This is a genomic window from Haloarcula sp. NS06 (assembly GCF_051122755.1).
Taxonomy (GTDB): domain Archaea; phylum Halobacteriota; class Halobacteria; order Halobacteriales; family Haloarculaceae; genus Haloarcula.
On sequence record NZ_CP184842.1, the window covers coordinates 80575 to 103391 of the forward strand.

General features: G+C 55.1%; 15 protein-coding genes and 3 pseudogenes. 5 read left to right on the forward strand and 13 right to left on the reverse strand.

The window, feature by feature from the left end; genetic code table 11:
* Positions 1–369: 369 nt before the first annotated feature.
* Both ACODNH_RS01385 and ACODNH_RS01390 read left to right on the forward strand, forming a co-directional pair.
* Positions 370–870, forward strand: coding sequence for a type I restriction enzyme endonuclease domain-containing protein (locus ACODNH_RS01385; protein ID WP_434530225.1), 501 nt, complete (start codon positions 370–372; stop codon positions 868–870).
* A gap of 86 nt (positions 871–956) precedes the next feature.
* Positions 957–1529, forward strand: a pseudogene (locus ACODNH_RS01390) (M48 family metallopeptidase); the annotation flags it as partial.
* 48 nt (positions 1530–1577) lie between these two features.
* On the opposite strand, the gene ACODNH_RS01395 reads toward ACODNH_RS01390, so the two are convergent.
* From ACODNH_RS01395 to ACODNH_RS01410, 4 genes are all read right to left on the reverse strand, one after another.
* Entirely contained in the window at positions 1578–2111 is a 534-nt protein-coding gene (locus ACODNH_RS01395; RefSeq protein ID WP_434530170.1) for a transcription factor, read from the reverse strand.
* A gap of 188 nt (positions 2112–2299) precedes the next feature.
* Positions 2300–2848, reverse strand: a complete 549-nt coding sequence (locus ACODNH_RS01400) for a TATA-box-binding protein (protein WP_434530171.1) — start codon at positions 2846–2848, stop codon at positions 2300–2302.
* 73 nt (positions 2849–2921) lie between these two features.
* Positions 2922–3761 carry a hypothetical protein gene (locus tag ACODNH_RS01405; RefSeq protein WP_434530172.1) on the reverse strand — a complete coding sequence of 280 codons (840 nt, stop codon included), beginning with the start codon at positions 3759–3761 and terminating at the stop codon, positions 2922–2924.
* A 294-nt stretch (positions 3762–4055) separates the two neighbouring features.
* Positions 4056–4523, reverse strand: a complete 468-nt coding sequence (locus ACODNH_RS01410; protein ID WP_434530173.1) for a hypothetical protein — start codon at positions 4521–4523, stop codon at positions 4056–4058.
* 130 nt (positions 4524–4653) lie between these two features.
* Between ACODNH_RS01410 and ACODNH_RS01415 the strand changes: the two genes are divergently transcribed.
* A complete protein-coding gene (locus ACODNH_RS01415; protein ID WP_434530174.1) occupies positions 4654–5091 on the forward strand; it encodes a hypothetical protein in 438 nt (145 codons plus the stop codon).
* Positions 5092–5133: 42 nt separating this feature from the next.
* Here the strand turns inward: ACODNH_RS01415 and ACODNH_RS01420 are convergent, their stop codons facing one another.
* A complete protein-coding gene (locus ACODNH_RS01420; protein WP_434530175.1) occupies positions 5134–7590 on the reverse strand; it encodes an AAA domain-containing protein in 2457 nt (818 codons plus the stop codon).
* Between ACODNH_RS01420 and ACODNH_RS01425 the strand changes: the two are divergent.
* Positions 7585–8407 (forward strand): annotated as a pseudogene (locus tag ACODNH_RS01425) (IS5 family transposase). The gene ACODNH_RS01420 and the pseudogene ACODNH_RS01425 sit on opposite strands and share 6 nt — an antisense overlap.
* Positions 8408–9879: 1472 nt before the next feature.
* Here ACODNH_RS01425 and ACODNH_RS01430 read toward each other — a convergent pair.
* The 7 genes from ACODNH_RS01430 to ACODNH_RS01460 all read right to left on the reverse strand — a co-directional run bounded on the left by ACODNH_RS01430 (position 9880) and on the right by ACODNH_RS01460 (position 21149).
* Entirely contained in the window at positions 9880–11700 is a 1821-nt protein-coding gene (locus tag ACODNH_RS01430) for an MBL fold metallo-hydrolase (protein ID WP_434530176.1), read from the reverse strand.
* Positions 11701–11773: 73 nt separating this feature from the next.
* On the reverse strand, positions 11774–14671 hold the full coding sequence (locus ACODNH_RS01435; RefSeq protein WP_434530177.1) for a DEAD/DEAH box helicase: 2898 nt from the start codon (positions 14669–14671) through the stop codon (positions 11774–11776).
* Positions 14672–14703: 32 nt separating this feature from the next.
* Entirely contained in the window at positions 14704–15594 is an 891-nt protein-coding gene (locus ACODNH_RS01440; RefSeq protein ID WP_434530178.1) for a hypothetical protein, read from the reverse strand.
* Entirely contained in the window at positions 15584–16477 is an 894-nt protein-coding gene (locus ACODNH_RS01445) for a hypothetical protein (protein WP_434530179.1), read from the reverse strand. Before ACODNH_RS01445 ends, ACODNH_RS01440 begins: the two co-directional genes overlap by 11 nt.
* A gap of 10 nt (positions 16478–16487) precedes the next feature.
* Positions 16488–17633 carry a ribbon-helix-helix domain-containing protein gene (locus tag ACODNH_RS01450; protein WP_434530180.1) on the reverse strand — a complete coding sequence of 382 codons (1146 nt, stop codon included), beginning with the start codon at positions 17631–17633 and terminating at the stop codon, positions 16488–16490.
* A gap of 250 nt (positions 17634–17883) precedes the next feature.
* Positions 17884–19413 carry a hypothetical protein gene (locus tag ACODNH_RS01455; protein WP_434530181.1) on the reverse strand — a complete coding sequence of 510 codons (1530 nt, stop codon included), beginning with the start codon at positions 19411–19413 and terminating at the stop codon, positions 17884–17886.
* 461 nt (positions 19414–19874) lie between these two features.
* Positions 19875–21149 carry an IS4 family transposase gene (locus ACODNH_RS01460; protein ID WP_434530116.1) on the reverse strand — a complete coding sequence of 425 codons (1275 nt, stop codon included), beginning with the start codon at positions 21147–21149 and terminating at the stop codon, positions 19875–19877.
* A 112-nt stretch (positions 21150–21261) separates the two neighbouring features.
* On the opposite strand from ACODNH_RS01460, the gene ACODNH_RS01465 reads away from it, so the two are divergent.
* Complete coding sequence (locus ACODNH_RS01465; protein WP_434530182.1) at positions 21262–21936, forward strand: potassium channel family protein; 675 nt, start codon at positions 21262–21264, stop codon at positions 21934–21936.
* Positions 21937–22088: 152 nt separating this feature from the next.
* Here the strand turns inward: ACODNH_RS01465 and ACODNH_RS01470 are convergent.
* Positions 22089–22721: pseudogene (locus ACODNH_RS01470) on the reverse strand (IS5 family transposase).
* Positions 22722–22817 lie beyond the last annotated feature (96 nt).

The window sequence follows — 22817 nt, forward strand, 5'->3', positions numbered from 1 at the left end:
GTCTATTCGAGGGGATCGAGCGTAACGACGGCCAGGAAACCCTGCTGGAGTGTCTCTCACGCGTTAGCTCGCATCCCGAGAAGCGGGACTTCAAGCAAGGGTTCCGCGAGGTGCGTGATCTTTACGAGACGCTCGAACCCGACCCTGACCTCGAAAAGAAGGGAATCCGCGACGATTACCGGTGGCTTCTGACGATCTACATCGCCTTCAGGCGGAACAACAACCGAGACGAGTCACCGGAGGACGAGTTCCGTGCCCAGACCCAGAAGATTCTCCGGGAGAACGTCGACGTCACCAACATCAAACACGAGTTCCCGATTTACGAGCTCAACGGCGAGGACCTCGAAGCGATGCCTAGATCTCCCCTCGATGGGCGCGAAAGCCAACGCAATCGAGCACGCGACCCAGGCGCATCTCCAGCCGCGTGTCGACAGCAATCCGCAGTACGAGGAGTTCGGAAAGCGGGTCGAGCGGATCATCACCAAGCGACAGAACGGGTCGATCACGGATCCCGAGGCAGTCGAACGGCTCACCGAAGTGAGCAACGAGATCCTCGAGTTCGAAGAAGAGCTGTCCGAGCAGGGGCTCAGCGACGCCAGCTATGCCATCTATCTGACGCTGGACGAGGAGTACGGCGACGTCATCGCCGACGAAGAGACGGCCAAAAACGTCGCACAGGACCTCTGGGAAGGCTTCGAAGAGGAGATACAGACCGACTTCGAGGGCTGGGAAACGCGCGACAGCACCCGGAAGGCCATCCGGAAGATGGTCATTCAGCGGTTGATCAAGACCCACGGGCTCAGTTCCCTCGCGAAGGACGACGAGTTCCTAGAGGAGACGATCGGATATCTCATCGAGAATGCGGAGTAACGATGCCTGCTATCCACGTCTTCGACGAAACCATTCAGTACAATGTCATCGAGAGCGACGACGCTACAGAACCGCGGATCGACGTCGACATCCACGGCGTGCGGATCATTCTCCCTGCAGGGTCGGAGATCGAAGCCGAGACCGTCGCCGACGAGAATGCTCAGTGGATCTTGGACAAGTGGCGTGAATACGAAACCCATCGACAGCGCGCCCCAGCGCGGTTGTTCGAAGAGGGAGAGGCATTCCCGTATCTCGGAAACGAGCGCCGGCTCTCGATTGAGACAACTGATCGAGCTCGAATAACGCCAACGACCTTCGTGCTCCCGGCGACAGCGGTCGACGAACGAGGCATCAAAGACGTCCTCGAGGAACTGTATCGGCGCGAGGCACGGGAGTACTTCCAAGCCCGTATCGACCACTACGCCGCCGATATGGATGTCGACCCCGGACGTCTTGAACTCCGAAACCAGCGAACGCGATGGGCTAGCTGTTCTGTCCAGCGCACACTGAGTTTCAATTGGCGCTTAGTGATGGCTCCACCCGACGTGATCGACTACGTCGTCATTCACGAACTCGCACATCTTCGCGAGCGGAACCACACCCGTCGCTTCTGGCAGCTGGTTCGACAGTACGACCTGGACTACGAGCAACACGTCGAGTGGCTCAAAGAAGAACAGTGTACGACTGATTTTCACCGAAGAGGACCTCTAACTGAGGGATTCAGTCAGATGGTCGATGGCCTCCTGAGCGGTACGCTTACTCATCGTTCCGCCGATGATGATTTTCCCGCTGGAGAAAATGAGAAGCGTCACCTCGAAGGCGGGAGGTTTGTAGATGAGCGCCGGGAACTGTTCCGGTTCGTATTCGGTGTGTTCGAGCCCGAGTTCGATCATTAGCCGTTCCAAATCAATAGACCGGTCCAGATTCTCCATGAAGACGGCCGTTCGTTGCTCAAACGAGTACTCGGGGACCTCTAGGCCGATCTCCGCAAATACCTCTTGGAGCCGGGCCTCCGCTTTCTCAAGAGCCGCTTCGTTTTCGGCACCGCGAATCTGGAAGCTTCCACTTCGGTAGAACAAATAGGCAACGCCCTCCGGCTCTAAGCGAACCGTGATCATCCCGGAGTCGCTGTAGCCGGGATTTACATCGTACTCAACTGCCTCCTGTAGAGCGTCGACGAACACATCGAGATCCAGCTCGCGACCGAGCGAGCCCGAGCCCATCGTACTAACGATCTCCATCAGCCAGTGCTGTCACCTACTTCTCCCACCGACTGCTTATGTATTGTTGAATCACGACGTGGCACCTGAGGCAGAAACAGCACAGCCGTGACTCTATCTTACCTAACATTAGCCGCTGTCTCGGATACAGCTGTTTGGTAAGACAGTCAGTGAAGAGCCGATCCACATCGCACTTCGAGAGGGGCCATTCAGACGACGGCTTGAATCTGTGCGACGAGATCGTCGACCGCTTCCGAGACAGCCTCCAGATCGGTGAGCCCAGTACACAGGAGTTTCCCGCTCGCGAAGACGAGGATCACGTGGTCCGCTCCACGATACATCAGCGCTGGGAACTGCTCGGGCTCGTACTCGACGGCGTCCATCCCCAGCTCAAGGGTGAGCAGTTCCAGCGGAATCGGCGAGCCGAGGTCGCTTGTCGCCACGATATTACTGATTTCAGCCGCCGGCTCGTACTCGAAGTCCAGCAGCTCACGCATAACCGCATTCACACGATCGACCATCGTTTCGAAGTGCTCGGTAGATCGACAGCCAGCGATCGAACAGCGCCCGGTCCGATAGAAGGCGACGTACGTGTCGTCGGGGGCAAAGCGCGTCTGTAACCAGTGGTTGTCGGCCGGTTCGTAGGTGACATCCGTGATTTCGTCCCGCTCGTCGAACGTCTCAGCAAGCGCCGCGAGGTCGAGTTCCTGCTGATAAGTGATCATCCCGACGACGTTGGCGACCTCGAGCTCCGTCACTACCTCGTCGTAGACAGTGCCAGGGGAAAAGTCCGATTGATGCCGTCGGTAGGAGTCGCTTCAGGCTCAGGCGTCATTCACGACAATCGGGGGTGAGAATATCGGGCATCTCCTCAGGGTCATACTTTCCGCCGAGGTCGTATCCAGTCTCGAGATCGATTCGGTCATCGCTCACATCGATCTCTTTCGCGATGTCACCCGGATTTCGAGCTGGCCAAAAGAGCGGTTTCATTTGACATCCTCCAAGTTGATCGTCGACGACAACATAGATCTGAAACCAGACAGAGTCGATATCAGCCTGATTGAGATGTCTGAAACCGGTTGAGAAATCCGCAAAGCGGTGGGTTTCATCTTCCAGCTGATAGCCCAGCTTGGGAGTTCCACAGAATGTGACCTGCGCTTCTTGCGGTCGAACCGACTGTTCGAGTGTTGTATCGGAATTTTCGGTGACCCGACGAGCTCTTGTATCGACCAAAACCGGCTCGAACTTCTCTGCGTTCGGCGCGTGAACAACAGTGTGAAAGGAGATATTCTTGGCTAAGCCGTGTCCGTAATTCGAGAGCACTACTTCCAAGTCATCCCCATTGAGCGAACGCGATGAAATCTCAATTTCAGGGAGTTTCTCGACGCGTAGTATCTCTTTCTGTTGATAATACAGTACCACGAGAGTCGCGGTCAACCCAAGGGATGCCAGTGCTGCTGCGTTATTCAGAAGCCAGGCGACAGCTGCATCGATCATAACACAAAATTGCAGAGCCGATGTTTCAATCGGTCGGCAATCGCCGTATTTGAAACCAGACCAGCCGACCTGAGATCCGCCGCTAGACTGGTGTTTAGGGATAGCCTTTCCAAAGCCGAGTAGAGCGACGTCGATATCCTGTGGAGACGAAGAATAAACATATCGAATAGCCACTACTCCAGATACTGGTCCAGCTCTACATCGATCTCGATGATCGCAAACGTCGCTGACCGACTTCCCCACCGACTGCTTATGTATTGTTGAAACACGGAATAGTCTCGGGGCCAGTAACGGCACAGTAGCGACCGTATCTTATCTAATAATAGCCGCTATCTCGCATCCAGGTGTTTGGTAAGAGTGCCAATGAAGAGCCGGTCAGCGGCGCATATCGGGAGATCTACCTCAAACGACAGCCAGAGTGTTCGTTTTCAAATTCTTGACGCGTTCTATAAGGAATCCGCCAGTACTTCAGATATCGAACTTCCGAATGACCCGCTCTGTTGGACGACCGTCACTCACCCGCCAGAGTCCCTGTGGCCAGAACGACTCTTCGTAGCCGAGTAACCGATTGACCGTTTCGGGTTCCACATCAATAGAGTCGTCGTACCCCTCTACGACATAGATGTCAAGGGCCGGGCCACCGTCCCAATACTCGTCACGGACGTGTTCCGTGTGAGCCATCGACCCGACACGCCCAGTCGCAGTGTACTGACTCATCACGTTGCGGTAGATCAGGAGCGGGTCACCACGCTCCATACATTCGAGATTCCGTCGGTTGCGCTCCCAAGACCCCTGTTCCTGATCCGTCCGAATTCCCCATACGCGGGCACGTTCCGGAAATGAATCGGGACGGTTGTCCCAATCCGACAGGTCGATTGGTTCAGCGAGTGTCCGCTGAAAAGACGGTTCGTCGACAGGCACGAGCCACAAGTTCATGCGCTACTCATGACGCTGCAGTAACTAAGTCGGTAGGGAGAAGCGTCGCTTTGACACCGGAACGTGCCACACTGCTCTCAACCGTTCAGTTGACCCGAAATTTATTGTCGAGCGGCTTCTGCGGGTGTGTATGGGGCGCGATAACAAGGGTCGTTATGGCTATCGTCACCGGAAGGATCAAGCCCACGATGTGGGGGATGCGAAACCGGGCGAGGTCGGTGATAGTCAGGGTACTTTCCACGATCGAGCGCGACAAGACCAGAACGTTATCGTTGGTGACAAAGTACAGTCAATCGAATCGCACCGCCGATCTACCACAGAAGTCGATACCAAGAATCAGCAGCAAAAACAGTCCAGTACGAGTGGCGAACGCATCTCACAGGACGAAGCGGTGGGGACTACCGTTACTGTACAGATTGAGGACTACGGCGGGACGTTAGACACTATAGCACAGTACAAAAATCACCAAGTTCACGTTGAGGGTGGAACTCCTGGCGAAAAGCGGCGTATCAAACTCAAGAAGGGTAACGGATACCTCATCGGGGAACCAGTTAAAGTCCGAGAATAAGCTCACAGTTACCTCGCCCCAATCTGTACGTCAGTCGAAGAGTTAAGTGTGGTTCTTCAAGCAATCGCGGTCACGTAAGTGGTCATATAATGCCCGATAGATATGGGCACATGATTCGTCTTCTGTCCTGTGTTCACTGATCGCTCCGAGTGTCCCAAAGTCACCAATCACTACGAGCCGCTTTTTCGCCCGCGTCAAGGCAACATTGAGACGACGTTTGCCCTCATCAGGGAAAGCCAAGAACCCGCTGGCGTGGGCTTCATTACTTCGAACGAACGAAACGATGATCGCCTCACGCTCAGCACCTTGGAAGCTGTCGATCGTATCGATCTCGATCTTGTCCGGATCTTCGACATCCTCGTTTCGTAACGCGTCAGCGATTTCACCGATTTGGGCGGAATATGCCGTGATGATCCCAATGTCAGAGGAGTCGACATCGTGCATCTGTAAGAGCCGCGCCTGTTGGGCGACCAGTTCAGCTTCATCGGGATTGTACCGTGATTTTGTCTCATCCCGCATTTGTTCCGTACTCTGGATATGATGCCCCACCATCGGTTTGAGATCGCTGATCTGCCATCTCCGATTGTCGTCCCCGTGCTCCAGTTGACCATCATAGAACTGGGTGCTCGGGAACGCAGCGATGTCCTCATGCATCCGGTACTGCCGGATCAGCCGAGTCGATACCTGCCCACCGTAAACGCGTTGGAAATGTTCGAACAGCGAGATATGCATATCCTCTTCACGAGCGGTTTCATCTGAACAGAACGGTGGCAACTGCTTGTGATCGCCAGCCAACACAAGATTCTCACCCCGCAGTAGCGGAATGAACGTCGCTGGTTGGTCAGCCTGGGTCGCCTCATCAACGATCACAAGATCGAATTCATCGACATCAAGTTCAGCCGCAGCGCTCGTCGTCGCACCGACGATGTCCGCACGAGCGGGCTCGACACCCTGGTAATACTGTTGAACGACCGGATCCTCAGAATGATGCCCGACACGAGCCATCGTTATCTCGCGTTCGTCCATCACGAAGGCATGGAGACTCGATTCCTCTGGCTCATCCACCGTACTGGATCCACTGAGCAGATTATCAATCGCCTGATTTGAATGAGCGCAGGCCAGAACCCGGTCACCACGGGCAACTGCCAGTTCAATAGCCGCTGTCAAGGTCCGCGTCTTCCCGGTCCCGGGCGGGCCATGGATACAACACAGCGTTGGTTCACCCAACGCTCGACCAACCGCTTCTCGCTGCTGCTGATTTAACCTGCCGGCATAGAACGATCCGACGTCACGTGGATGCTCAACTACGGCTGTATCGCCCATCACTAAGCTATCCGCTGTGGTAGTTGACTGTACCTTTGTGATGGCCTCTTGCTTCCGGTCGTAGGGTGTAGGCGTAAGTAAGTCAACGAGATGATAGGCGGTGCTATCGTTGGTTAGTGCTGTTTGGAGTTCTGAGTCACGGTACGACTGGTCGGGATCAGGCGAGATCCCGATTGTCTGGTCATCGACGAATGTCACTTCAGCCTCCATAGGTAGACCTAACATATCGGCATCAGCACCGACGATCACTTTTTGCCGTGGATAGATCCCGAACCGTGTTGCCAAATCATCGGGCTCATGTTCGTATTCGGGGACCGGCCGCTCAAACACAAACTGCAGATCATAGTGTGGGTGGGACTGGCGTCCAAGCGGCATCAGGTCTAGGATCAAGTCTTCTCTGTACTTTAGCTGGGCTAACGGGATCTCCTCGTAGCGATGCCACGCTTCATCTCGGGCCGACTGTCGTTCCCGCTCAACGAAACCCCCCAAACCACGATAGAATGAGGTTCGCTCGTCTTTCGGTAACGGTGTTGAAGCCGTGTACGTGACTTTGTTTGGTTGGTGGGAAAGTACAGGCGGTACCTGAATATCAGCATCCAAAGTATCCGTACCGACTGCTTTCCCGACCAGCGCGTCAAGACAAGAATAATGATCCGCCATTTCTGTTAGGGAGTCACCACAGACACGGCAGTTGTCGGCCACGAACAGATCCAGTTCGTGATCCGTTTCAAGATGAGTGATAAAATCATCCCGAGCATCCGTGACCTCGTTACAGATAGGGCAGCGCCACGTCGGTTGCTGTCGAAAATTGATCTCGGCGTCAGCAGATGCGGCAAGGCATGGATAATGGAGGGAAACTTGGCCATCGTCAATTGTCTCACCGCAGATCTGACATTTTCCGTGAATGTCTTGTATCTGGGATAGATGATTCCCTGAGATGTGCCGCTGGAGGACCTGCGGGTTCAGGACCGAGACATCGCACAGAAAGCAGTCATCAATCCGTAGATCATAGAGTCGTGCCGCATCCGGCCCATGAACATCATCTTGACAGAGCAAGTGTTGCTTGAGGGCACCGAATGAGAGAGTCTGGCCACAACCTGGGCAGTTAGACTGGAACGGCTCTGTTGAAATCCTCAGGAAGTTAACAGGTTCGCCCGGTAGTTTGACCGGATGCAAGCCCTCCCAAAATCGCAGTTACTCCAGTTCGTTGAGGAAGCATTTCATTTGGCTCGTCGAGCTGTGGCTCGCTACTCTTCAAAGTACTCGAAACGACGGTACTCACTTCACCAGCACATCGTCCTCCTCTGTCTCAAGGTTCGGAAGAATACGACGTACCGGACACTTCTTGACGAACTTATCGAGATGCCTCGGATTCGAAGCACCCTCGATCTTGAGGAAATCCCGTCCCCTTCGACGTTGTGTAAGGCGTTCAACCGCCTTGACATGGCTGTTTGGCGAGTTCTTCTCAATCTCTCTGTCACACTCCTCCCGACCAACGGTGTCGTCGGAATCGATGCCTCCGGCTTTGACCGCAGTCACGCCTCGAAGCACTACACGAAGCGAACAAAGCTGACGATTCAGCAGTTGAAAGTTACACTTCTCGTGGACACGAGAGCGAATGCGATCATTGACTTACACGTGACAACGACACGTAAACACGACTCACAAATCGCACCGTCGCTTATCAACCGAAATGCCGATGATGTAGCCATTCTCCTCGGTGATAAGGGATACGACGACCAGAAGGTTCGTGCATTAGCTCACGAGGAGGATGTTCGCCCGGTTATCAAGCATCGGGAGTTCTCGTCACTACACAGGGCGTGGAATGCTCGGCTGGACGCCGACCTCTACGGTCAACGTAGTCAAGAACGAGACGGTGAACTCTCGCCTGAAACGGAAATATGGTGCGTTCGTCCGCTCGCGGCACTGGTGGAAGCAGTTCCGTGAACTCGTTGTCGGCTGTCTCACTCACAACCTCGACAAGGCACTCTGAACGGAGAGAACCTTATTATCAGAGTCTCAGAAGCAAAGAGTACAGTTTGGATTTTCGAGAGTCAATACAAATGCGTATGAAAGTGACTCGCCTGCTTCCTGTTCCTCGGATTTCGAAACGAAAAATTCTTCCTCGAATCGATAGGTTCCAGACTTCAGATAATCTCCGACGCGACCGTCGTGATAAATTTCGTACTCGTTGTGAACCGACTCACCGGAGTCAAATGTTTGGCCAGCACAGCCATAGTCTGGAAACCCCTCGGGAGGGTCAGCCACCCATTTTGGGCCTTGTTCCGTGACGTACTGAGGGTCGTCGGCGAATCCAAGCCACAGCCCTCGTGGATGGCTCGTCTGACTCCACCTATTGAATAGTGAGCACCCACCCGTCGAAACTGAAATCTCACGCGCCGGCCCGTCGTTCGTGATTGTGACCCGGATTCGAGCCGGGTGTGTATCTGTGATCGTCGATTCAAGAATCGCCGTCTCAACTCGAATCTGATACTCGTCAGGTACTGACTCCTCTCTGGCGAGAGATATACGCCGCTGAAGGCCCTCCTGAGGTGTGGTAGTCGAGGTCGCCGATGACTGAGAGTCCGTGGTCGGTGCCCCTACACAACCACCAAGACCCAATAACCCACCCGCTCCGAGTCGGCTGAGAATTGTCCGACGCTTCATATTCTCAGTATTGACCACACAACTAAAACAGCGAGGATAAGACAAACAGCAATTTGAACGATACGCAGTCCTACCCAACAGCTGTTTCAGCGGGAAAGGTGTCGTACCAATAGGATTTCAACAAAGCCACTGGAACCCATTTGCCTCAAAATGATCTAGCCAAATGTGCCATTCCAAGGCCCCTTCGTGAGACGTTTGCTCTTCGCAGTAGGGGCATGTATACCTGTTGTCGCCATCATTCGAAAGAGCAAGGTGCTGGACTAAACAGTCAAGATGACCAGTAAACCGGTTCTCATCGTTGGGGATCTCACCACACACTCTACAAGAAAGATCACCGCCAAGTACCTCTTTCTGAACAGTACCAGCGTGTGACCGGACGTGGTTGGATATGTGGTCTACGGTAAGCGACTCACCGCAGACCGGACACAACGAATTATCGGTTGATATTCCTGTCCAGACTGTCCCGGGTCAACTTCAGTCAAACACGCGAGGTGATAAAGTACATTGTCCTCAGTAAGCGGGTAATCACATGAAGGACACGTCTCTGGCGAACCTTCTGTAATTTCAATATGTTCGGACCAAAAATGATCAGCAAACATTGACCACAACGCAAAGGATGACTCACAGTCCGGACAAGCCACAACTGGCATTAAACAATCAAGCACATCCCCTCCGCATCAAGATGTTGATTTGCGAGAAACTCTCGGACAGATACGCTATGTACCCCAACGTTCAGCCCAGTTCTGAACTATCCAGCACTGTCTGGAGGTTATAAATGCCTTCGCTACTCTGCTCGATCTACTTTTCTTTAGATTGATCATCAGAGACCTCAACAATTTTGAGTTTGACATCTTGTTGGTGACTAAGCGAGAGGTCCTGATCGGCAAGTACATCTGATTTCACCCGGAACAGGACAAGATCTTCCTGCCGAAGAACGGTGCTGGAGATTGTGTTCCCGTCGTCTGAATCAATCTGGTCGGGGAGGCTGCTGATGTCTGCTTCAATATCGTCGATCCGATCCTCTAACGTGTCGATTCCGCTCGTGACCGTCTCCTCCGTCGGGATCGTATCTCTAATATCGTCCAGTGCGGCTTCAAGCGCATCCAGTCGTTCGGTGATGTCCGTCAAGAGTTCCGTATCAATCGACGGTGGTTGATTCGAATCCTCGGCATCGGAATGGACTCCAGGCGATTCTTGTTCTTCCTCTCCACTCGCTGATTCATCGCTTGGTGGCTGTTGGATTGACTGTATCGACTCATAGCGGTCTTTGAATTGGGTAATTTCGACGCCCTCTGCCGACAGTTCTGGGGATTGCCGTGTCATGGAGACCGTTGGGAGCTCATCGATAGGGCGGTCGATCAGGAGGCGAGAGCCACTCTGCTGGTAATTTCGCCGCCGAATTCTGCTTGCAGTCCCGTCATCCACCCAATGTGGGGCCGGCCAGTCACCGTCATCATAGAGGACGTGGGCCTGTGTATCGTCGTTGCTCCAGTGAAACAGATTATCGAAGTTCGCCCCGATTTCCTTGCCGTGCTCCGGTCGGACGTGTTTTAGAATCAGGTGCCGAGGAAGATTTTCTTCAACGGTGTTGATGAATTGTTGCTTGGTCGGGTGGTTTGCGAGTTCGGCGTAGTGCGTGGTACACTCACCATCATCAACAGCCTCTACGCCCGAGGTCGTGAGCTGGACGAAGACGGCGTCTGGATCGTCCTTGATTACCCCGTAAAGACGGGCGATGCTTCCTTGTGTCGGAGCCTCGGGCCCAGCGATAGTGATCGCACCGGAGGCAAGTACCTCGTCGGTGTGTTCGAACTGAGGATGAGCAGAGACGAAGGGGACATCGTAATCGAGCGTAGTGTAGAGCTTCGCCGCTTGGCCAGCGAGATGGATCGGAAGTTGACGGTCAATCTCGTCGAGGACATGTCCAAGGAGGTATGCCATGTGAACTCCGGTCAGGGCACTTGCCGCGACAAGTGTCGTGGCACCACTGAGTCCCCGTTCGAGGAGGACTTCGAGTGCATCGTTGAGCTTATCTTCGAAGTGTGGCGAAGTAGCGGCGTTCGCGATCATAATATCAATATCGATCGATTCGGGGATCGTCAAGCTAGGATACCCCCCGACTGGACGAGTTGTGAAGTCACCCGTCGTGAGTACTGTCACGGTTTCATTGTTCCGTAGATCATCGATTCGGAAGAGAAAGCCGGCTGCGCCTAGCGTGTGCCCTGCAGGCACCGGGAGGACAAACACGCCATCATTGAGGGGCGTCCAAGTATCGATCGGAGTCAGTGCTTCTATGATGTGGGTGACATCTCCGAGGTCTTGGTACCGATCGGCCTCAGTGTAGACATCTTCAAACATAGTCGCCGTTCCAGGTGACGTATAGAGTTGTGTATCGGAAGCTGTCGAGAGAATTTGACTGAGGCTTGCATAGTGGTCAGTATGGGCGTGTGTTAGGAAGACGCCATCCAACTCGGCATCCGTGTCCAAAAACGCTGCAGGAGAGACACTCTTGCCAGCATCAATAAGATAGCTGTAGGTATCGTCATCCCGTGTAGACACATGCAGGAGTGTTGATTCGTGCCCTGCGAGAGGATTCGTGTGTTGAAACGAGATCTCCATTCGTTCCAGAGGTGTTTGCGTCCTCCCTAAAAATAGGTGGTTGAGAAATTTCAGCAGCTACCAATGTAATGTGTCAATCACCCTCATTCATGAATTCGTCGAAGGTTTCGGGAACCTCCTGGTCCTCCGTCTGTTCTTCGTAGTCAAGCGAGTCGGCTTCGAGAATTCCCAGAAAGACCGGCCCCTCATCGGTAACGGTGATCATGTGGTCGGCATCATTGATGATGATGCGACCGCCGCCGCGGAGGCGGTGGACGTACTCAGCCACTTCTTCGACTTCCGGAGTCGTGATATACTGACGGCCATCGGCTGTGTCACGAAACGGGCGCCCCTGCGTATCGACGCTAACAGTCCGTCCACGGCGAGGCCCCTCATATGGATCCCCACGTTCGAGGTCGGACGGATCGGGGATCTCCGGTTGCTGATACACAGAGACGTCCGGTTCGTGTTCTTTTGAAGGCCCCTCCAGTTCGCCTTTGATGATTTCGTCGCTGGTCTCCCACTTGTAATAGTGATGGGTCCCGCCGATTTCGGCTTCCCAGTCGACTTCCTCGAAGATTCGTTCGTCAACTGTATCCTGGGCATAGAGCACGTACAGCGTCGAGGGCTTGTCCGGATCGTGTCCGGTTCGCAGGATGCGCCCGAGGGTCTGGATGCGATCACGGACGTTTCCAGACGAGACGCGAATGATCCCAACGTCTGCCGAGGGGACGTCAACCCCTTCCTTGAGAGCCTGGACGCTCAGCATCACGTTCGCAAACCCTTCGTCCCGGAACCATTCGATCCCCCACTCGTTCCACTCCGAATTGCGGTGCCCGGAGTGGTACATCACGGGTGCGTAATCGCGACGGAAAAACAGGTTTTCGAGGTCGCGATTGATATCGTCGAGTTCGTCCTCGTACTGCTGGTAGAGACTCGCCCGTTCGCTCTCCTTCGAGCCATACTTGCCCGTTTGGGTCTTCTCATCCCGCTGATCATACGGGGCGACCATCTGCTCCAGGTGTTTGATTCGTTCCTGGAACACGATCGTCTTCTTGTCCTCTTCAATTGCGTCCTCGAGGAGACGGTGCGTGATCGCTTGTCGGGAAACCGCCTCGGCGATCAGCTCGCGCCGCCGTTTCGTGTACTCGAAGAAGTCGGCAATCGCCGGCGTCGGCGAGTCCGCCGACTCGCGAATCGTCTGCAGGTTCTGTGAATAGTTTCCCCGCAATTCGGCGAGTCGGTGGCCGTGGCGCGCTTCGATATCCCGAACAGCGGATGACACCTTCTTCGAGAACTGTTCGTAGGTGTGACGTTCGGCCGGCGTTAGCTCGAAACCGACGTAGTTGATGGTGAACTCGGAGATGAGGCCGCGGTCAACCCCCTCGTCGTAACTCAGCCTGTAGAAAAGCGAGCCCAAGTTCTCGAGAAGGAACTCGTCGTCGTCGGTGAGTTCGTCGTTCTCCGGATCGATCGTCGACAGCGGTGTCGCAGACAGCCCCATCGTCGCAGTGTTGGAATATTCGAGGACTTTCGAGTGGACGTCTCCCGTATACCGGTGGCACTCATCGGCGACCAAGAGGTGCTCATCAATATCGGCAGCGTCGAGCGACTGGGCCAAGAAATCGTCCTTGACAGCGGAGTTGACGATGCTCACGATGATGCGACGGTCACTATGATCGTCTTTGTGGCCTCCTCCCGCCCAGCCGATCTCCGACGGAGGGACGTTCAATTTCTCGAGGAACTCGCGGAGCCACTGGTGCATCAACACCTTCGTCGGCACAACAACCGTGACGACGCCGTCGGGATGCTTGTCCAGCCACTCGTCGATGGCACCAAGCGCCATCACCGTTTTACCGGCCCCCGTCACCACCTGCGCGATACCGCGTTCAGATGGGCTGGCCTCGTTGTCGAACCACGTGTTAATCGCTTCAGACTGCCAGTCGTAAAGCGAAAATCCAGCAGGGAACGTGTACGGTTCTCTCTCCTCGTCAAACGCATTTCTGACGTCCCGGCGGGAGATACCGGGGCTCGCCGCTGAGAGGAGGTCCTTGGCTTCCGCCTCGGTCTCGGCAGCGAGGATGTCCTCGAGTGTCTCGGCATAGAGTCCAGCGAGATCGCGGCCGTCGATATCATCGAATTTCGCTTTGATCTGCTTTCTTATGCTCTTCCGATCCCGTTCATCCTCCTGGTATTCTTCGGACAGATGAATCTGGGGATGAGCCACGTCGCTCTCACGCGACGTCTCACGAACATAGTCGTCGAGGAAGCGATTGTACAGGCTGCGGTGCCGTCCCCACCCACCGGACTCCCGATACATGTAGTACTTTACGAGCGCCTGTTTGATGTCAGCAGCTGGGACATCGAACGTCGGGCCCCGATGATGGATCCACCGTTCGAGGTTGTGGAAGATGTCGACATCCCGCCACCGACCCTCGTAGGTGCTCGATCTAGGGCCAGGAACGTAGCCGTCGTCGGTTTCTCGGAGCGCACCGAGCTGGGTCAACAGTTCCGGATAGCCGCGTATCCCAGCATCGTTGTACTCGTATCCAAACTCGTCGGTCAGCCGTTCACGAATCTCTCCCGCTTGTAACGGCCGATCAGCGTGTCGAACGACGTAATGCGCATCCCGGAGCCCTTCAATTCCTTCTGGATAATTGCCTTGGAGAACCCAGCTCTGTTTGATGCCACGCCAGAGGAACTCCGTATACTCGATGTCGCCGTCGTGGAACCGGCGCGCGAACTCCCAGACGGTGATCTTATCGTCGTGTTCTCTGAGGACACCCATCTGGATGAACGTCGACAGCGTTCGTTCGATGTAACTCGGCGAATACCGGCTGCCGTCTGGTTTGCGCAAGCGCTCACGACAGCGCTCCTCGAACTGATCTCGAGTGAGTTCGTCGTCGTTCTCGATAGCGATCTCTACCAGTGTCGGTACCCATTCCGGTCCGCGTTCAATCCCGAAGATCGGTGTTGGAAAACGCCGTCCCATGATGTTAGTCGGCAGTCATTATTTGAGGTGCGCTACTGATCCGGGTCCATCGCACTGTCTCCGAAGTAGCTGTTGTCAGTGACCACTGGTTTCGGAACGATCCCTCCGTCGAACTGTGAAATATGACCGAGATACACGGGGAGGAGACCGTTCGCAGCGGCCTCACTCTCAGTACGGTTCAGTCGACGAGTTACAAGTCGGCGTTCAGCATTCGACGCCGTTCGTTCCCACTCGTCGAAAGCGTCGCGGATCCGTCCCCGTTCGCTTGAGGGGACTGTATCGCGATCGACATTCCCCCAGATGTGACCGTGTTCGTTGATATAGATCCGCCCGCCCTCTGGACGGAGAGATTTGTACGCCGCAACAAGTTCCGGATGATCAAAGGCCGATTCAAAGCGGTAGTCCTGCCAGCTCCATCGGAGCACATCATCTGTACAAACTGCCCAGGTCTCGCCGTGATTGAACGGGAGACCCGTCCAGATTTCCACGGCGTTTGTGTCGCTGGGCGGCGTAGGGTCGTTGGAGATCTCCTCGAAATCAAAGTCGCCATCGAGCTTGCCGACATAAACGGGGATATGACCACGGTTAGCACGGGCCTGCGAAGTCCGTTGGTACTGGTCAGCTGGGACTTTTGTCAGTACTTCCCCGGTAGCGGTCAGCCGAAAGCTCCCACGCCCGTTGGTTTTCCCGAGTTCGGTGAGGGCAGTTTTGAGTCCGCCCGGCCGTTCGGTCATCGCCTGGATGTCGCCCATGTGGCTCCACTGGGCCACATCACCGAACTTCCGGGACGAAACGATACTGTATTTCGAACCGCGATATGCAGAGGGCCACGGATGTCCCGGTTCAACCGTCAGCTGTCGCCGGTTAACGGTCGGGACCTGGGTCGGCTCCTGCCTGAGCGACCCGTTTCCGTCAGCGCTCATCGTGACCCCTCCCCCGATCGTCGCGGCGGTGATCGTCTTCCGAGAGATCGCTCTCTTCGTACGACCCCATCGCGGCGACCCAGGCCTCTAACGAGGCTTCCTCTTGCTCAGAGAGCGGATCGGTCAGCCGGGTCGGCTCTTCGACTTCGATCGGCCGCTCGTCAGCGGAGAGATGGCCAACGTAGACGGGGACCATATCGACGTTGCCGCGGTCGCGCCGAAGCTGGAGGAACCGTTTCACCGGGCGAGACAGCTCCCGGAATTGCGCTCGGATATCGGGAGGCGTTTTCTCGTTGGGGATCTGCGTGACGACGTCACCACAGGGCGTGATCACGAACCGACCGCCGTTCATTCGAAGCCGTTTCAGCTCGTCAGTGATTTCCCGGGGCAACGTATCGGCAAATGAGTGCCGAAGCTTCGTTTCGCCGTCCTGCCACCAGAACCGCTCGCCACTGAACGAGTACGTCGCTCCATCATAGACGCTCTTCCAGAGGTCACCGGGATCGAGTCCGTTCGGACTGATCGGGACGGCGTGCCCCGGCTCATCACGGGGGACGAGCCGGCCGTCGAGGTCGATTTGACCGACGTACACGGTCTTGTACGCGTCTGAACTGCCGTCTCCGGTCTCGATTCGCGTGATAACGGCTCCGCCTTCGGTAACACGGAGAGCGCCACCGCTCCGTTTCAGCTCAAGCAACTCAGTGACGAGGCCGGATGGTACCGGCTCCAAGTCGAAACGGTCGGTTCCGTTATACGCCTGCCACCAGATGTCGCCGTCCTGGTTTATGCTCAGCCCGTAGCCACGATAGTGGAACGGCCACTCATCACCAGGACTCAGCGCGTCGATCGTCGATTCGGGGGTGGATGTCTCGTTATCGGCCATTGGTGTTAGTCTAATGAGGTTGTGTGGATTCCGTGTCGTTGGATCGGAACGTCTCGCCGGCAGCTGTTAGTTCATAGGCAATACCTCGTTGACCGACCTGGCTCCGGTCGACCAGCCCCAGCTCGTACATTCGACTCGTGAGGCCAGAGCGAATCGTCTCAGCCTGCGAGTTCGACCACTCCGGATTCAGATAAGCTACCCGCTCGGTCAGCGACGTTGGCCGGTTATCGCCCTCTTCGATTGCTTGAGCGACCTTTTGCATTGCCGTGTATTCTTCTTCTCGCACGTCCCGTACATGCGAGATGTAGAACTGTCGCTCCTTCTGTGAGAGGGACGTGTCGGCGTCGACGCCGTCGTCGAGAAGTGGGTTCGAGAGGCTTGCAAATTCCTGGCCAGCGTCCGTGAGCCCGATCTGCTGGGGGCTTTCTCGAACGATGTCGACGAAGGACAGGTGCGGTAGTGCCCCGGTTAACTCATCGTCGTGCTCGACGCGTCCGATGAAATGCGTCTCGAATCGATCCATCGATTTGTCGGGATCATCGCCCGTGGGCAACGCGGCAGCAAGCTTCTCACCTCGTTTGCGCCCCGCTCGATCGTCGTGTATCGCGATTTCAGTCCCGATCTTCCGAGCCGTCCTCGCGGCGCGTCGCTGAAACGGCTGGAAATCAAGCCACGGATCGTCGGGGAGCCCCTCCTCGGACGAGTCCAGCAAAGCATTCGCTAATCCCCGAACGACAAGCTTGACGGGGAAAATACGATTGTACTGTCCCCAGAGAGGACCTTTGTCCAACCGCGACTCGTCGGGCGGTGCAACCGTCGGAATGTCGTCGTACTGGCGTCGAGCCAGCGACAGCGTTGTCTCGTTCGTCCGATCAGCCGGCGCAGCATCGTCAGACTGGCGCTCTTGCGCCTGTTCGTGAACCGAATCGTCGGGCTTGGTCTCCTCAGGCGATGCTTCTATTTCGGCCTCTGGCTCTACAGAATTGAGGGCTTCTTCCAGCGATCTGACCTCCTGGGAAGTCTCCTCCTCTTCGAGCTGGATTTGATTCTCGATCGCCGTCCGAACGAACTCCTGCGGGTCATCGTAGTTGCCCGCAGCGACAGCGCGTTTCATCCGGCCGACGAGTGAATCGGGCACGTCTATTACGATATTCACCCTTTGTATCCCCTCGTACCCATTACCAATACTCTATGAGTATTTATATTTTTCGTGGGTCTGTATGGGTTTGTGTGAGTACGTAAGAGAGCCCTTGATACTACCATTCCGGTGTTCCAGATGCTTTGCTACCTCTACCATTTCCGAGGCTTCTCCTGGAAATCCACCCGTTCTTACCAAACATTAGCGGCGAGTACTGAACAGTAGTTTGGTAAGACACACCCAACACCAGATCGTCGAGGCCAAGCAATTAGAATGTGAATTGAAACTCCCCGCTGTCCATTATCGAATCGATAGCGTCTTTTCGAAGGTTGTCTCCAGCCCCTGTGATGCGTCGAGCACCCGGCGGGAACTCCCAGCCGTTGCGCTTGTAGACGGCTAGGTAGTCGATCTCATCAGAACTGAACGTTTTCGAGTTCACGTACTGAGTACCCGGAAGCCGGAGTTGAACCGTCGTTTGACGAGTTCGTTGCCGGACGTAGTGGAGAAGTCGCTCGGGAGACTCAAGGACCTCGGCAAGTACCTGCAGGTCATAGATATCGCAGACGTACGGAACAGGCGTAATATCGAGTATTTTCGCGAAGTCACGAGTCGCGATTGACCCATACGATTCTCCAAGTACAAGCCACCGATGTGCATCCTCAAGAGTGGAGGGTTCCAAGCAGATCGTCGTCCCATCCGACGTTTCGATCTCAGTAATCTGGCCGGATTGAACGCCCGTCACCAGCCGATCAGCCTGGTGGTACGCGTCTCCGATCCCTCGTTCGATGTCTTCCTTGATCGCGTCGATGCCCCCGAAGTTTCCTTTCCGAGTCTCAGCGCGGAGCTTCTTCCCCTTACATTCGATTATGATGGGTTCATCGTCGTGGAGGATCAGTATATCACCCTCTACTTCCTCACCGTCGTACTCATAGGTGTAGTTCCGGATGATATCGTCTTTCGAGAAGACCTTCGAGAGACAGTCCCCAGTCCACTCCTCGAGCCAATCACCGAACCGTAGCTGAAATTCGCCCTGGTACTCCGAATCGATCAAATCGTAGTAGAAGGTGTTGGCGAGAGCATAGAGAACGGTACGGGGAAGCGGAAGCAGGAACTCATCACCAGTTCGAATGAACGGCGCTCGCTCTAGTGGATTCACATCTACCGGCGTGCGAAATCCGGAAGCAGTGCCCGGTTCGACGACCAGCCGTTCGAGGAAGTTCTGGAAACGTGGGCTGTCGTCGCACCAGTCCACAAGAGTCTCTTCGGACACCCAAACCGCCTCGTCCGTGAGTTCAATCGCTTTCTGAGAGAAATCTAGCAGTGACGGCGACCACCTCGCGACCTCCGTATCCTGTCCCTCTAATCTCGGTGTAATCCAATCCGTGAGTTCACGGGTATAGTAGACGGCATCCTCAATGGAAAAGCCGAGAAGTTCCTCCATCTCCTGCTCCCAGGGTTTGTATGCCCGGTACGCTTTTTCGAGCATCTGAAAACCATCTGCGTGACGCAGGGTCGTGAGTTCACGCCACACCATCCCGAAGTACGGATCCGCCATCGGTGAGTCGAGCGGAAGGTGTGAGCTACCCTGCCGAGCGTACCAGTTCTTGAGTTCGAGGAGATATGTCGCAATCTGCTCGAACGACTGTGGATCGGTCGTTTCAGTATCTGTCTCGAGGGTAATTCCGACGCCGAACTGGACGAGTCGTGGTGGGAGACCAGGATCTTGCTCCGGTGAGAGCTCTAGGCCAGTCGGGTTCGATGTTGCGCTACTTTGATCTCCGTGCCGCAATAGACTCATCCGAAGGAGATTGTGGACATAGAACTGTGTTAGCGTCCGGCGAGTCCCATTCGTGCGAATCGTCTGAAGGAGAGAAGAGAGAATTTCATCGTGGTCGGAGTGGGCGGGGGAGTGATTCCCGCGTTGGAGTTTCTCATCTTGGCGATGGACTTCAGAGGGGTCGAGATGTTCAGGAGAATTCACAAAGGGAGGGTCCTCATTCACGTCCATTATCGACTGATTGAGATGGTAATCCGATAAACCAACGCTTCCTGCTCTTACCAAACAATTTGTGCTATTTTGTTCCCAAGATTTGGTAAGATATCGAGAGAACCTCGTCAGCCCAAGGATTGAGTAACAGGATTATGGCTGGGAGAGGTTCTCAAGCCGCTCGATGCCGTTGATTCCCCACTCAGATTTGTGCCCGTCTTCCTTCTTTTCCGCTCGGAGCGGAGTGACGAATGAATCCCATCTGTCTTTAGCTAAGCCTCTCCCCTCGGTTGTGTAGCAGTAACGAGCGTTTCTTGCACCACTGGCCGTTGCTTGTGAATCTTCTGAGCGTCTTCGATTAACCGTTCTAACAACGGTGGCGGTGAGAAGCCGAGATACTCACCGAGTTCGTGAAGGATGAGCTGGGCGTGCGACCGGAAGGTCGCCGCCCAGCGTTCCGGCGGAAACACGATCTCATCGTCGGCCTGCTCGGTGACCAGATCCAATAACTCGCGGCTCACCAACAGCGACAGCAACGCTGCGTACAGCAGAATTTCGACAACATCCGGGTTGCTCGTGTCGAATTCATCCAGTTCGTACTGCGTCTTCAACTCACGAAACAGCAACTCAACTTCCCACCGACACCGATAGATTGTCGCAAGATCCGCCGGGAAGAACTCTTCTCTCGACAGATTCGTGATGTAGAGATGGTAGTCGTCGGCGTCCTCATCGCGGACGCCGACGACGCGGAACGTCTTCGTATCCAGTGACCGCGTTCCGTCGTACGGCCCTCGCTTGAACTCGGCTTCGACCTCAACATCGATGTACGTGCGGTCGAGATCTTCCACGACGTCATGGATCTGCTTGCCCTCCAAGGGAATGGCGCGGCCGCGCCATTCCCGTAATTCCTCGGTAATTACTGGGTTCGCGCTCTCTTTCAACCGACTTACGAAGTATCCGCCGTTCTCATCGATTAACGCGAAGCGGCGGTACTTGAAATACGCTAAGTCGAACAGCACAAGCCGTCCATCGAGCCACGAACCCGTCTTGAATAACGTGCTGTCGTGCGTTTTCTCGTCCGTCACGTCGAGTTGTTCGATTGTCTGCTCGGTGGCATTGTGGAGCAGGTGGAGCTTCGCTCCAGCCTGCTCCTCTTTCCGAGCTTCGTACTCATCGGCAAGGAACTCGTGTAACCGTAGCACGGTTCCATCCGCGATCATCACGTCCCTGAAACGGTCGATATCAGCGTCAACAGCGTCGGGAGCAGCGACCTCGTCGAGGCCACGCTCGACGAGGTCGCGGAGGTACGCCGCGAGTGCTGGCGTCAATCGCTGATAGAAACCGCCGGGAGATATCGTCTCATCAGCTGTGGAGTTGTAGCTGCGTCTGAAGCTAGCAAGTGTTCGGCATTCGCCTGCGGCGAAGCCGAACACGAACGCCCAGACGAGAACAGGTATCTGAAGCTTGCTCTCTCGCTCGACCACGCCGAGTTCCTCGGCGTGGTCTTCGAGAAACTCAGATGGAAAGAGCGTAGTGAGCCGACGCATAATCCGAGATGAGGAGCCGTTGTCGTGCACAGACTCGGCTTCCTCATTCCTCTCGGAAAGAAGCCGTGATAGACTACTACTGTATGGCGGTTCTTCGTTTAGCTAAAGACGAATGATGACGGGCCTTTCACCAGATGTGGCCTCCTTCCAAGCCACGTCTGCGTTCTCTGGAGCTGGATATACGACCGAAGAGGCTGAACAGGCTGTCACCACGTCAGGCCGTCGCAAAACGGTGAAGGCGCTCATCCGCCTCGGTAGTATTGGACTCCTTGGTGCGATCTCATCGCTTATCCTTTCGTTCACGCGTACTGGTGGCGACGACCTGTTGAACTTACTGTATATTCTCGGTGGTGCCGGTGTAATTATTCTGTTCGCACAGAGTCGATGGTTCAACCGCCTCGTTACGCCACTCATCGAATGGGCGCTAAGTGAGACTACAGAGTTGGAGGTCTCGGATTATGCCCAGCTACTCGGATTGCAACGCGAGTATCGTGTGGCGGAGGTGGAAATCAGCGCGGGTGATTGGTTGGCAGGGGAGTCGATTTCTGAGCTGGATTTACCACGCGAAGGGGTGTTGATACTCGGTATCCGTCGAGATGATTCATATATTGGTGCGCCACAACCAGAGACGGAGACGAAACCGGACGACACGCTTGTCCTCTATGGGGAACAAGACCGCCTCAAAGAATTATCAGACCGGCTCAGTGGTGATGCAGAGGCTCGGAAAGATGCTGTTGAAGACCACGAGGAAACGCTCGAAGAGCAAAAACAACTTGTCGACCAATAAGCACGTTTTACCTCCCAGGTGATACAGAGACGAATGGATGAAACGGACCCTTCGACCTTCTGTATCCACCCTCTGTATCGGTCATGACTTTTCTGACGGAAATCAGGGGTGTTACAACTTGGTTCGCTCTATCGTTCATCTATATCCACTGTTCAGAGTGCCCTGTCGATGTTGTGAGTAAGACAGCCGATAACGAGTTCACGGAACTGCTTCCACCAGTGTCGTGAGCGCACGAATGCACCATATTTTCGCTTGAGAAGGGAGCTCACCGTCTCGTTCTGACTCCGTTGGCCCTAAAGGTCAGCGTCCAGCCGAGCATTCCACGCCTTGTGAAGTGCCGAGAACTCTCGGTGTTTGATAAGCGGACGAAGATTCTCTTCACGGGCTAACGCCCGAATCTTCTGGTCGTCATATCCTTTGTCTCCAAGGAGAATCGCCACTTCAGCGGTGTTCCGCTTGATGAGTGACGGTGCGGTTTGCGAGTCGTGTTTTCTGATCGTCGTTACGTGGAGATCAATGATCGCATTCGCTTTCGTGTCTACGATCAGTGTGACTTTCAACTGCTGAATCGTCAGCTTCGTTCGCTTCGTGTAGTGTTTTGAAGTGTGACTGCGGTCGAACCCGGAAGCGTCGATCCCGACGACACCGTTAGTCGGGAGAAGTGTGACGTGAAGTGTGTACCGGCGTTTCGAGAACTTCGATGAATAGCGAGCGACAGCTCGGCGTGCCAAGTGTAATGCCTGCTTGACGAACCGGAGTAACCGCGATTCCGGAAGGGCTTCCATCCGGTCAGACTACCGGACGTACATGTAACTTCTTGAGAGTTTCAACAGAGCCGTCGTATCGAGTACCGGGAAGGGCTAGTCCCCGTCGATCAGACG

What these genes read in the sequence shown, in the direction of transcription:
- ACODNH_RS01385 (WP_434530225.1), top strand. Translation starts at nt 370, where the DNA reads ATGGGCGCGAAAGCCAACGCAATCGAGCACGCGACCCAGGCGCATCTC.
- ACODNH_RS01395 (WP_434530170.1), bottom strand. Translation starts at nt 2,111, where the DNA reads ATGGAGATCGTTAGTACGATGGGCTCGGGCTCGCTCGGTCGCGAGCTG.
- ACODNH_RS01410 (WP_434530173.1), bottom strand. Translation starts at nt 4,523, where the DNA reads ATGAACTTGTGGCTCGTGCCTGTCGACGAACCGTCTTTTCAGCGGACA.
- ACODNH_RS01415 (WP_434530174.1), top strand. Translation starts at nt 4,654, where the DNA reads ATGGGGCGCGATAACAAGGGTCGTTATGGCTATCGTCACCGGAAGGAT.
- ACODNH_RS01430 (WP_434530176.1), bottom strand. Translation starts at nt 11,700, where the DNA reads ATGGAGATCTCGTTTCAACACACGAATCCTCTCGCAGGGCACGAATCA.
- ACODNH_RS01435 (WP_434530177.1), bottom strand. Translation starts at nt 14,671, where the DNA reads ATGGGACGGCGTTTTCCAACACCGATCTTCGGGATTGAACGCGGACCG.
- ACODNH_RS01440 (WP_434530178.1), bottom strand. Translation starts at nt 15,594, where the DNA reads ATGAGCGCTGACGGAAACGGGTCGCTCAGGCAGGAGCCGACCCAGGTC.
- ACODNH_RS01445 (WP_434530179.1), bottom strand. Translation starts at nt 16,477, where the DNA reads ATGGCCGATAACGAGACATCCACCCCCGAATCGACGATCGACGCGCTG.
- ACODNH_RS01455 (WP_434530181.1), bottom strand. Translation starts at nt 19,413, where the DNA reads ATGAGTCTATTGCGGCACGGAGATCAAAGTAGCGCAACATCGAACCCG.
- ACODNH_RS01460 (WP_434530116.1), bottom strand. Translation starts at nt 21,149, where the DNA reads ATGCGTCGGCTCACTACGCTCTTTCCATCTGAGTTTCTCGAAGACCAC.
- ACODNH_RS01465 (WP_434530182.1), top strand. Translation starts at nt 21,262, where the DNA reads ATGATGACGGGCCTTTCACCAGATGTGGCCTCCTTCCAAGCCACGTCT.